The sequence below is a fragment of the Mycobacterium sp. genome (assembly GCF_035506235.1).
GTDB lineage: Bacteria > Actinomycetota > Actinomycetes > Mycobacteriales > Mycobacteriaceae > Mycobacterium.
Map to the genome: position 1 here is coordinate 21,043 of NZ_DATJPU010000194.1, position 10,342 is coordinate 31,384.

The 10,342-nt window shown below is 68.8% G+C and carries 9 protein-coding genes; 6 read left to right on the forward strand and 3 right to left on the reverse strand.

What is annotated here, in order from left to right:
• Positions 1 to 71 precede the first annotated feature (71 nt).
• The 4 genes from ddaH to VMD50_RS18375 are packed head-to-tail and all read left to right on the forward strand — an operon-like array spanning position 72 to position 4,487.
• On the forward strand, positions 72 to 917 hold the full coding sequence (gene ddaH, locus VMD50_RS18360; protein ID WP_325429330.1) for a dimethylargininase: 846 nt from the start codon (positions 72 to 74) through the stop codon (positions 915 to 917).
• Positions 914 to 2,140 carry an ornithine--oxo-acid transaminase gene (rocD, locus tag VMD50_RS18365; RefSeq protein WP_325429332.1) on the forward strand — a complete coding sequence of 409 codons (1,227 nt, stop codon included), beginning with the start codon at positions 914 to 916 and terminating at the stop codon, positions 2,138 to 2,140. Before ddaH ends, rocD begins: the two co-directional genes overlap by 4 nt.
• A 29-nt stretch (positions 2,141 to 2,169) precedes the next feature.
• On the forward strand, positions 2,170 to 3,612 hold the full coding sequence (locus tag VMD50_RS18370) for an amino acid permease (RefSeq protein WP_325429334.1): 1,443 nt from the start codon (positions 2,170 to 2,172) through the stop codon (positions 3,610 to 3,612).
• Complete coding sequence (locus VMD50_RS18375) at positions 3,609 to 4,487, forward strand: universal stress protein (protein WP_325429336.1); 879 nt, start codon at positions 3,609 to 3,611, stop codon at positions 4,485 to 4,487. Before VMD50_RS18370 ends, VMD50_RS18375 begins: the two co-directional genes overlap by 4 nt.
• Before the next feature lie 76 nt (positions 4,488 to 4,563).
• Here VMD50_RS18375 and VMD50_RS18380 read toward each other — a convergent pair whose 3' ends face one another.
• Genes VMD50_RS18380 through VMD50_RS18390 form a run of 3 tightly spaced genes read right to left on the reverse strand, consistent with a single transcriptional unit; the run spans position 4,564 to position 7,625 of the window.
• Positions 4,564 to 5,901, reverse strand: a complete 1,338-nt coding sequence (locus VMD50_RS18380; RefSeq protein WP_325429338.1) for an ABC transporter substrate-binding protein — start codon at positions 5,899 to 5,901, stop codon at positions 4,564 to 4,566.
• Positions 5,902 to 5,914: 13 nt separating this feature from the next.
• A complete protein-coding gene (locus tag VMD50_RS18385; RefSeq protein WP_325429340.1) occupies positions 5,915 to 6,754 on the reverse strand; it encodes a carbohydrate ABC transporter permease in 840 nt (279 codons plus the stop codon).
• A complete protein-coding gene (locus VMD50_RS18390; protein WP_414686111.1) occupies positions 6,741 to 7,625 on the reverse strand; it encodes a carbohydrate ABC transporter permease in 885 nt (294 codons plus the stop codon). The genes VMD50_RS18385 and VMD50_RS18390 overlap by 14 nt, the downstream gene beginning before the upstream one ends.
• A 59-nt stretch (positions 7,626 to 7,684) precedes the next feature.
• Here VMD50_RS18390 and VMD50_RS18395 point away from each other — a divergent pair, with 59 nt between their 5' ends.
• Entirely contained in the window at positions 7,685 to 9,214 is a 1,530-nt protein-coding gene (locus tag VMD50_RS18395; protein WP_325429342.1) for a TldD/PmbA family protein, read from the forward strand.
• Positions 9,211 to 10,342: metallopeptidase TldD-related protein (locus VMD50_RS18400; RefSeq protein WP_325429344.1), on the forward strand; the 1,132-nt coding region annotated here is incomplete at its 3' end. The genes VMD50_RS18395 and VMD50_RS18400, both read left to right, overlap by 4 nt.

Genomic DNA, 10,342 nt, shown 5'->3' on the forward strand with positions numbered 1-10,342 from the left:
GCAATAAATATAGCGTAGACGCGCAAGAATCGTCGTTTGCTTGTTCAGCCTGGCGCAAATACCGTTGATCTATGACGGATTCCTACGTCGGCGCCCCCGCGCTCGCCCGCCCCATCCGCACTCGGCGGGCCCGCCGGTACGCGATGACCCCGCCGACCTTTTTCGCCGTCGAGTACGCGATCAACCCCTGGATGGACGTCGGCACTCCCGTCGACGCCCACGTCGCGCTGGTGCAGTGGGAGGCCCTGCGCCAGACCTACCTGCGGCTGGGCCACGACGTCGCCGTGATCGAGCCCCTGCCCGGGCTCCCCGACATGGTCTACGCCGCCAATGGCGGGTTCATCGCCCGCGACATCGCCCTGGTCGCCCGGTTTCGATTCGCCGAGCGTGCCGGCGAGTCCCGGGCGTACGCCGAGTGGATGGCATCCCTCGGCTACCGGCCCGCGTCGACCCGTCACGTCAACGAGGGGCAGGGCGATCTGCTGATGGTCGGCGATGTGGTGTTGGCGGGTTGCGGCTTTCGCACCGACCGGCGCGCGCACCAGGAAATCTCCGCGGCCCTGGGCATGCCGGTCGTCTCGCTGGAGTTGGTGGATCCGCGCTTCTATCACCTCGACACCGCGCTGGCCGTCCTCGACGACCACACGGTCGCGTTCTATCCGCCGGCTTTCAGCGCGGCCGCGCAGGACCGGCTGCGCGCGCTGTTTCCCGACGCGATCGTGGTCGGAAGCGCCGACGCGTACGTGCTCGGCCTCAACGTCGTCTCCGACGGCGTGAATGTCGTTCTTCCTGCGGCCGCAACGGGTTTCGCCGCGCAGCTGCGCGCGTCCGGCTTCGAGCCGGTCGGCGTGGATCTGTCCGAGCTGCTCAAGGGCGGCGGTTCCGTCAAGTGCTGCACATTGGAGGTATTCCCGTGACGATCCTGGCTGACACCGCAACCGAAACGGCGATTGTGCTGGTCGAAAAGCATGCGGCGCACAACTATTCGCCGCTGCCGGTGGTTGCGGCCAGCGCCGAGGGTGCGTGGATCACCGATGTCGACGGCCGTCGCTACCTCGATTGCCTGGCCGCCTACTCGGCGGTCAACTTCGGCCACCGCAACCCCGAGATCACCGCGACGGCCCATTCGCAACTCGACGCCGTCACGCTGGTCAGCCGCGCGTTCCATTCCGACAGTCTCGGACCGTTCTGTGCGGCGCTCGCCCGGTTGTGCGGCAAAGACATGGTGCTGCCGATGAACTCGGGCGCCGAGGCCGTGGAGAGCGGCCTGAAGGTTGCCCGCAAGTGGGGCGCCGACGTCAAGGGCGTCCCATCGGGCCGGGCGAATATCATCGTGGCGGACAACAACTTTCATGGCCGCACGATCAGCATCGTCAGCTTCTCGTCGGACCCGGCGGCCCGGGACGGGTTCGGTCCGTTCACCCCGGGGTTCCGCTCGGTGCCATTCGGTCACGCCGCGGCACTGGCCCGGGCGATCGACGAGAACACGGTGGCGGTGCTGTTGGAGCCGATCCAGGGCGAGGCCGGGATCGTCGTCCCGCCCGACAACTACTTGCCAACCGTCCGCGCGCTGTGCAGCGAACACAACGTGCTGATGATCGCCGACGAGATCCAGTCGGGGCTGGCCCGCACCGGCTACACGTTCGCCTGCGACCGGTGGGGCGTCGTGCCGGACGTCTACCTGCTCGGCAAGGCGCTGGGCGGCGGCGTGGTCCCGCTGTCGGCGATGGTCGCGGACCGCGAGATCCTCGGCGTGCTGCACCCGGGCGAGCACGGCTCGACCTTCGGCGGCAACCCGCTGGCGGCGGCGATCGGCACCACCGTGGTGTCCATGCTGGAGCGCGGCGAATTCCAGGACCGGTCGGCCGAATTGGGCGCGCACCTGCACCGCCGCCTGCGGGAGCTGATCGGCGAGGGGGTGGTGGCGGTGCGCGGCCTCGGGCTGTGGGCCGGGGTCGACATCGATCCGACGCGAGGCACCGCTAAGGACATCAGCCTGCGGTTGGCCCGCCGCGGCGTGCTGGTCAAGGACACCCACGGTTCGACGCTGCGGTTCGCGCCCCCGCTGGTGATCACCGAACAGGAGATCGACTGGGCTATTGACCAGTTCGCTGCGGCGTTGGGGGAGGCATGCGCATAATCAGCTGATCCAAGCAACAGGGGGCGCACTTGCCATCCAGCTCGATCAGCCTGACAGAGCAGATGCTGCGGCGTCGTCCCGTCGTCGGCGCGCATGCCGCACGCGGGGCCGCCGACCACCTCAAGCGCAGCATCGGCACGTTCCAGCTGACCATGTTCGGCGTCGGCTCGACGATCGGCACCGGGATCTTCTTCGTGATGTCTCAGGCGGTGCCCGAAGCCGGGCCCGCGGTGATCGTCTCGTTTCTGATCGCCGGCATCGCGGCCGGGCTCGCGGCCATCTGCTACGCCGAATTGGCGGCCGCGGTGCCGGTTTCCGGCTCGTCGTACTCCTATGCGTACACCACCCTGGGCGAGGCGGTCGCGATGGGCGTCGCGGCGTGCCTGCTACTGGAATACGGGGTGTCCACCGCCGCGGTCTCGGTCGCCTGGAGCGGTTACCTCAACAAGCTGTCGAGCAATGTGTTCGGATTCCAACTGCCGCACGCCCTGTCGGCGGCGCCGTGGGACTCCGAACCGGGCTTGGTGAACCTGCCGGCGGTCGTCCTGATCACGATGTGTGCACTCCTGCTGATCCGCGGCGCCAGCGAGTCGGCCAAGGTCAACACCGTCCTGGTGCTGACCAAGCTCGGCGTGCTGGTGATGTTCGTCATCTTGGCGTTCACCGCCTTCGACTCCGACCGGCTCAGGGACTTCGCCCCGTTCGGCGTCGCCGGCATCGGCTCGGCGGCCGGGACCATCTTCTTCTCCTACATCGGCCTTGACGCGGTGTCGACGGCGGGCGACGAGGTCAAGGATCCGCAGAAGACCATGCCGCGCGCCATCATCGCGGCGCTGGCCACGGTCACCGGCGTGTACGTCCTCGTCGCGCTGGCCGCGCTCGGCACCCAGCCCTGGCGGGAGTTCGCCGCGCAGCAGGAGGCGGGCCTGGCCACCATCCTCGACAACGTCACCCACGCCAGTTGGGCCAGCACAATTCTGGCCGCCGGCGCGGTCATCTCGATCTTCTCCGTCACGCTGGTGACCATGTACGGCCAGACCCGCATCCTGTTCGCCATGGGCCGCGACGGGCTGCTGCCGGCGCGATTCGCCACGGTGAATGCGCGCACCATGACCCCGGTGAGCAACACGGTGATCGTCGCGGTGGCCGCGGGCGGCCTGGCGGCCTTCGTGCCGCTCGACAAGCTGACGGATATGGTGTCCATCGGCACGCTGACGGCGTTCATCGTGGTATCAATCGGGGTGATCATCCTGCGCGTGCGCGAACCCGACTTGCCGCGGGCATTCAAGGTGCCGGGTTACCCTGTCACGCCGGCCCTTTCGGTGCTGGCGTGCGGCTACATCCTGATCAGCCTGCACTGGTACACCTGGATCGCATTCGCCGGATGGATCTCAGCGGCGTTGATCTTCTACTTCGTGTGGGGCCGCCACCACAGCGCGCTCAACGAGCGCGAAACGCAGGAAACGCCATGACGGTCGTCGTCGGGTATCGGGCCGGCGAGGTCGGCCTGTCGGGGCTGCACTTGGCCGTCCGCGCCGCGCGCTCGCTGGGCACGTCGCTCGTTGTGGCGACCATCGTGCCCAAACCCTGGCTGACAACGTCGTTCGCCCGCGTGGACACCGAATACGAGCAGTGGGCGGACAACCTGGCCGCGGACTCGGCAAACGAGGCCGCGCATTTTCTTCGCGATGTGTCCGACGGCATCGACGTCGCCTATCTGCATCGCGCGCACCGGTCGGTGTCGGGTGGCCTGATCGAGGTGGTCGAGGAGGTCGGCGGCGAGGTGGTGGTACTGGGATCGTTGCCCAGTGGCGGGCGCGGGCCGGTGGTGATCGGCACGACCGCCGACTGGCTGCTGCACGCGTCGCCCGTGCCGGTGGCCATCAGCCCGCGTGGATACCGCGCGCACACAGGCGGATTGACGCGGCTCACCTGCGCCTACGCGGCCACGCCGGACTCGGTTGAGGTGGTGCGGCGGTGTTCCGAGACGGCGCAGCGCTTCGGGGTGCCGCTGCGGGTGATGACCTTCGCCGTGCGAGGCAAGACGATGTACCCGCCCGAGGTGGGACTCGACGCCGAGGACGAGATCCTCGAGGTGTGGGCGTCGCAGGCGCGGAAAATACTGGCGGGCCTGAAGGCCGACGGCGTGGTCGGCGACGACGTCGCGCTGCAAGTGGTTACCGGCTATGACTGGGCGGAGGCGCTGCACAAGGCGGACTGGCAGGACGGCGAGATCCTCGCACTGGGCACCCGCCCGCGCGACGAGATCCGCCGGGTGTTCCTGGGTTCGCGCAGCGCCAAGATCATTCGCGAGAGCCCGGTCCCGGTGCTGGTGCTGCCGGGCTGACGCCGCTCGTTGGCCGCCGAGCTGGGGGCACCTCCCGCTTGCGGGGGACACGCCAGCGTGACGGTCGCGACGGAAGCTACCGGCGGGCGGCGGCGTTGGCCGCCGCCTGAGCCTTCCTCAACGTCGCGCCGACATCGCCGCGGCCCAGGAACATTTCGTTGAAATAGCTCTGCAAAGCCGTGTAGCCCGCGGCGTAGCCGGCGCCACTCGGGGCGGGAATGCGCGGGCCGTTCAGCACCGCGAAAAACGGGGTGACATCGATGCCCTCGGCGGCCCAGTGGTCGAAGTAGACCCGCTGAGCCGACAGCACCGCGGGGATCGCGGCGCCCTTGTCACCCAGGTACGCGTTGCCCTCCCGGCTGCCCATCCAGGCCAGCACCTGGCGCACCGCGTCCGGATGCTTTGTCGCCGAATTACCGGCCGCGGCAATGCCATTGGTGACGCTCACCCGGCCGGCGGGGCCGGTGGGCATCATCGCCACGCCCCAGCGGAACCGCGCATCGCGGGCCACCGGCTCCAGGTTGTAGGTGCCGGACTGGAACAGCGCCATCCGGCCGGCCAGGAACTGATTGCGGGAGAAGTCGCCGTTGTCGTTGGTGTCGGCGGCCGGCGGCGCCACGTGGTCGTCGTTGATCAGGCCGACCAGATAGCGGAAGGCCGTCACCGCGCCGGGATTGTCGAAGGCGAACTCGTCGCCGCGCTGGAACACCCCGCCCGCCGAGCCGATGTAGTTCAGATAGATGCCCTGCGGGTCATTGGCCGCGTTGTAGCCCCACTGGCGTACCCGCCAGGGATCGAAATCCTGTGTGCCCGCGGTCTTTCCGTTGGCGTCGATGGTCAGCCGGGCCAGCAGGGGGCGCAGGGTGTCGCCGCCGCCCGGGCCCCACCGCAGGCCGTCGAGCTGCCCGGGATCCACCCCGGCAGCCCCGAGCAGGTCGGCGTTGTAGTACAGCGCGATACCCGCGTCGGTCAGCTGCGGCACCCCCCACAGCACGCCGCCGCGGGTGAACTGGTCCACCACCGCCGGGTCCCAGTCGGCGGCGCTGCCCGGGCCCAGCACCTTGCCGATGTCCAGCAACCGGCCGCTGTCGGCATAGGCGGCGAGGTACGCGTTGGACAGCCAGAAGATGTCGTCGGCGCTGCCGCCGGCGACGTCGGTGCGCAGCGTGTCGAAGTACGTCGAATACGCCACGATGCTGGTGCGGACCTCGATGGTGGGATGCGCGCGGTTGAAGGCCTCGAACGACCGCTGATACGCCGCGGCGATCTGGTCGGCCCACAGCCGCACCTTGATGACGATCTTGCCGCCGTGGGGCTCGGCGGAGTAGTCCAACAGCACCGCCATGCCGGCCAGCAGCGCCGCGACGAGCACCAGCGACCCGGCGACCAGCGTGGAAAAGCGGGGCCGGGTCATGCTGTGTGCCCGCTCATTTGAGCCCCGACACCACGATCGAGGCGACGATGTGGCGTTGGAAGCCCACGAACAGCGTGATCAGCGGCACTGTCGCCAGCGTCGTCGCCGCCATCACCAGCGTCCACTGGGAGTTGAACCGCGACTGCAGGTCCGCGGTCGCCACAGTGAGCACCCGCCACTTGTGGCCGCTGGTGATCACCAGCGGCCACATGAAGTTGTTCCATTGGGACACCACGGTGATCAGCGTCAAGGCGGCCAGGACCGGCCGGCTGGACGGGATCACCACGTGCACGATCACGTCCAGGGTGTTGGCGCCGTCGAGGCGCGCGGCGTTGATCAGATCGTTCGGGATGAGGCGAAAGTGCTCGCGCAGCAGGAAGATCGCGTACGGCGAGCCGAACATGAACGGCAACACCAACGCCCAGAACGTGTTGCGCAGACCCAGTTGGGCCATCATGAGATACATGGGCACAACGGTGACCGTCGCGGGCACCATCAGCGTCGCGATGTAAACCCAGAACAGCGCGTCGCGCCCGGGAAAGTGCAACCGCGCGAACGCGTATGCCGCCAGCACCGAGAAGGTGAGTTGGCCCACCAGGATCACCACCGTCATCAGCGCCGTCACCGCCGCCGCGCGGCCGAACCCGGCCCCGCCCAGGTCGGCGTAGTTGGCCAGCGTGGGCGGCCGCGGCAACTGCAGTGGCGTGCCGGTGACGAACTGGTGCGCGGACGTGAACGAGGTGAGCAACCCAAGAGCGAACGGCACCAACGTGATCAGCGCGCCCAGCCCCAGCCCGGCATAGATGATCGCATTCGCCAGGCGAGATTTCGCCAGGCGGCTAGATGAGGTCATAACTGATCCGTCGCCGGAAATACAGATGCTGGACGACGGTGACCCCGATCAGGATGACGAACAGCACCACCGCCATGACCGACGCCCGCCCGATCGCCGCCGAGCCGAAGGCCTCGGCGTAGATGCGGTGGGCCACCAGGTCGGTGCTGCCGGCCGGCCCGCCGCCGGTCAGGGCGTAGACCGTGTCGAAAACCTGTGCGGTGCTGACGATCCCGGTCACCAGGACGAAGAACGTCGTCGGGCGCAGCATGGGCAGGGTGATGCGCCAGAACCGCTGCCACGCGGTGGCGCCGTCGGTGCGCGCGGCCGCGTGAACGTCGTCGGGGATGGCCAGCAGGCCCGCCAAGAACGACAGCGACACGTATCCGACGTTGGTCCACACCACGACGGCAGACACCAGCGGCAGCGCGAAGCTGGGATCGGAGAGCCACCCGATGCTGTGCCCGAGCACGGTGCTGACCGCGCCGTCGGTGGGGGCCAGGATCCAGCGCCACAGCACCGCGATCGCCAGCGGGGCGCAGATCCACGGCAGGACGTACACGGTGCGGAACAGGCCGGTGCCGGGAAGATTGCGGGCCAGCATCGCGGCGGCCAGCAGCCCCAGGACCGTCTGCGCGGGCACCACGATCGCCACGAAGATGGCGGTGACCACCAGCGAATTGCCGAAGCCGGGATCGGTCAGCACCGATCGCCAGTTGGCCAGGCCCACGTAGCGCAGCGGGCCCAGCAAGTCCCACCGGTACAGGCTCAGCCAGATCACGACGAGGATGGGCAGCAGCAGGAAGGCGAGCACACCGAACAGGCTGGGCGCCAGCAAGGCGTAGCCCAGCGCGCTGGATCGCGGCTGTTTCCTCAGCACAGCGCTGGCCATGGAGGTAATTAAAGCGGGCGCCGCCACGCTCGGTGGGAAGCGGTCGTTACCGTGGAGCCGTGACACCGAACCGGGGGATCGATGCCGACTTCCTGGGCCTGCCGCGCCACGAGCTTGCCGAAGCCGCGTTGTCGGCGGCGACAGCGGCCGGGGCCAGCCATGCCGACCTGCGGCTTCACCGCCTGAGCACCGAGATCATCCAGCTGCGCGACGGCGAGCTGGAGACCGCCGTCGTCAGCCGCGAGGTCGGCCTGGCGGTGCGGGTGATCGTCAACGGCACCTGGGGATTCGCCTCCCACGCGGAGCTGGCACCCGTCGTCGCTGCCGAGACCGCGCGCCGCGCCGTGCACGTGGCCACCACGCTGGCGATGCTCAACAGCGAGCGGGTCGAGCTCGCCGAGGAGCCCGTGTACGAAGACGCCACCTGGGTGTCGAACTACCGGATCGACCCGTTCGAGATCCCCGCGCCGGACAAGATCGCGGTGCTGGAGGAGTACTCCGGGCGCCTGCTGGGCGCCGACGGCATCGACCACGTGTCGGCGGGCCTGACCGCGGTCAAGGAGCAGACGTTCTACGCCGACACCTTCGGTTCGTCGATCACCCAGCAGAGGGTGCGGGTGCTGCCGTCTTTGGAGGCGGTGACCGTCGACGCCGCGGCGGGCAGTTTCGACTCGATGCGCACGCTGGCCCCGCCGATGGGCCGGGGCTGGGAAGCGCTGGCCGGCGACGAGGTGTGGAACTGGACCGACGAGCTCGCGCAGCTGCCGGCGCTGCTGGCCGAGAAGGTCAAGGCGCCCGGCGTCATCTCCGGGCCAACGGATTTGGTGATCGACCCGACCAACCTGTGGCTGACCATCCACGAATCCATCGGCCACGCAACCGAATACGACCGCGCTATCGGCTACGAAGCCGCCTACGCCGGAACGTCGTTCGCCACCCCCGACAAGCTCGGCACCATGCGCTACGGCTCCCCGGTGATGAACGTGACCGCCGACCGCACCGCCGAATTCGGGTTGGCCAGCGTCGGATACGACGACGAGGGGGTGGCCGCGCAGAGCTGGGATCTGGTGCGTGACGGTATCTTCGTCGGCTACCAGCTCGACCGGGTATTCGCGCTGAGACTCCGCCAGGGGCTCTCGCAGCCGCGCTCCAACGGGTGCTCGTACGCCGACTCGCCGCATCACGTGCCGATCCAGCGGATGCCCAACGTGTCGCTGCAGCCCGCGCCCGAGGACGTCAGCACCGCCGACCTGATCGGCCGCGTCGAGGACGGCATCTACATCGTCGGCGACAAATCCTGGTCAATCGACATGCAGCGCTACAACTTTCAGTTCACCGGCCAGCGGTTCTTCCGCATCCGCAACGGCCGCCTGGACGGCCAGCTGCGCGACGTCGCCTACCAGGCCACCACCACCGACTTCTGGAACTCGATGGAAGCCGTGGGTGGCGCGTCGACCTGGCGACTCGGCGGGGCGTTCAACTGCGGCAAGGCGCAACCCGGGCAGGTGGCCCCCGTCAGCCACGGCTGCCCGTCGGCGTTGTTCCGGGGTGTCAACGTGCTCAACACGGTCAGCGAGGGCGGCCGATGATCACACCACAGCACGCCGTCAACCTCGTTCTGAAAGAAGCGGCCAAGCACGGCGGCGCCAGCGAGACGATGGTGCTGGTCAACGACAAGGTCGAGGCGACGCTGCGCTGGGCCGGCAACTCGATGACCACCAACGGGGTTTCGGTCAACCGCAGCATCACCGTGATTTCCGTTGTGCACCAAGGCGACAGCGCCCACATCGGCACGGTGGTGTCCGCCGAGGTGGATCCGCGGGTCATACCCGGTTTGGTGGCCGCGTCCCAGGAGGCGGCCCGCTCGGCGCCGGAGGCCGGTGATGCCGCGCCGCTGCTGTCCGACACCGGGGAGCCCGCCGACTGGGACGCGCCGGTGCCCGGCACCGGCCCGTTGGTGTTCGCCAATGTCGCCGACGCGTTGAGCCGGGGGTTTCGCGGCGCTGATCGGCTGTACGGCTTTGCGCACCACAGTGTTTCGACGACGTTCCTCGCATCATCGACCGGCCTGCGCCGGCGCTTCACCCAGCCCACCGGCGCGGTGGAGATCAACGCCAAACGCGGCGACGCCAGCGCCTGGGCGGGCGTCGGCACCGCCGATTTCGTTGACGTGCCCACCGATTCGCTGCTCGAACAGTTGTCGATGCGGCTCGGCTGGGCCAAGCGCAGCGTCGCGCTGCCCGCGGGGCGTTACGAGACGATCATGCCGCCGTCGACGGTGGCCGACATGATGATCTACCTGGCCTGGTCGATGGCCGGCCGCGGCGCGGAGGAGGGCCGCACCGCGCTTTCGGCGCCCGGCGGTGGGACGCGGGTGGGGGAGCGGCTCACCGAGTTGCCGCTGACGATGTTCTCCGACCCGATGGCGCCGGGGCTGGCGTGCACGCCGTTCGTCGCGGTGAGCAACTCCTCGGAGACGGTGTCGGTGTTCGACAATGGCATGGAGATCGCCCAGGTGGACTGGATCCGCAACGGGGTCATCAACGCGCTGGCCTACCCGCGGGCCACCGCCGCGAAATTCAACGCCAAGGTCGCGGTCGCCGCGGACAACCTGGTGATGACCGGCGGTTCGGCCGAGCTCGCCGACATGATCGCGGGCACCGAGCGCGGCCTGTTGTTGACCACGCTGTGGTACATCCGCGAGGTCGACCCCACCA

Bases quoted from the DNA above. Each gene is read 5' to 3' on its own strand.
- ddaH (WP_325429330.1), top strand. From the start codon at position 72: ATGACGGATTCCTACGTCGGCGCCCCCGCGCTCGCCCGCCCCATCCGC.
- VMD50_RS18375 (WP_325429336.1), top strand. From the start codon at position 3,609: ATGACGGTCGTCGTCGGGTATCGGGCCGGCGAGGTCGGCCTGTCGGGG.
- VMD50_RS18380 (WP_325429338.1), bottom strand. From the start codon at position 5,901: ATGACCCGGCCCCGCTTTTCCACGCTGGTCGCCGGGTCGCTGGTGCTC.
- VMD50_RS18385 (WP_325429340.1), bottom strand. From the start codon at position 6,754: ATGACCTCATCTAGCCGCCTGGCGAAATCTCGCCTGGCGAATGCGATC.
- VMD50_RS18390 (WP_414686111.1), bottom strand. From the start codon at position 7,625: ATGGCCAGCGCTGTGCTGAGGAAACAGCCGCGATCCAGCGCGCTGGGC.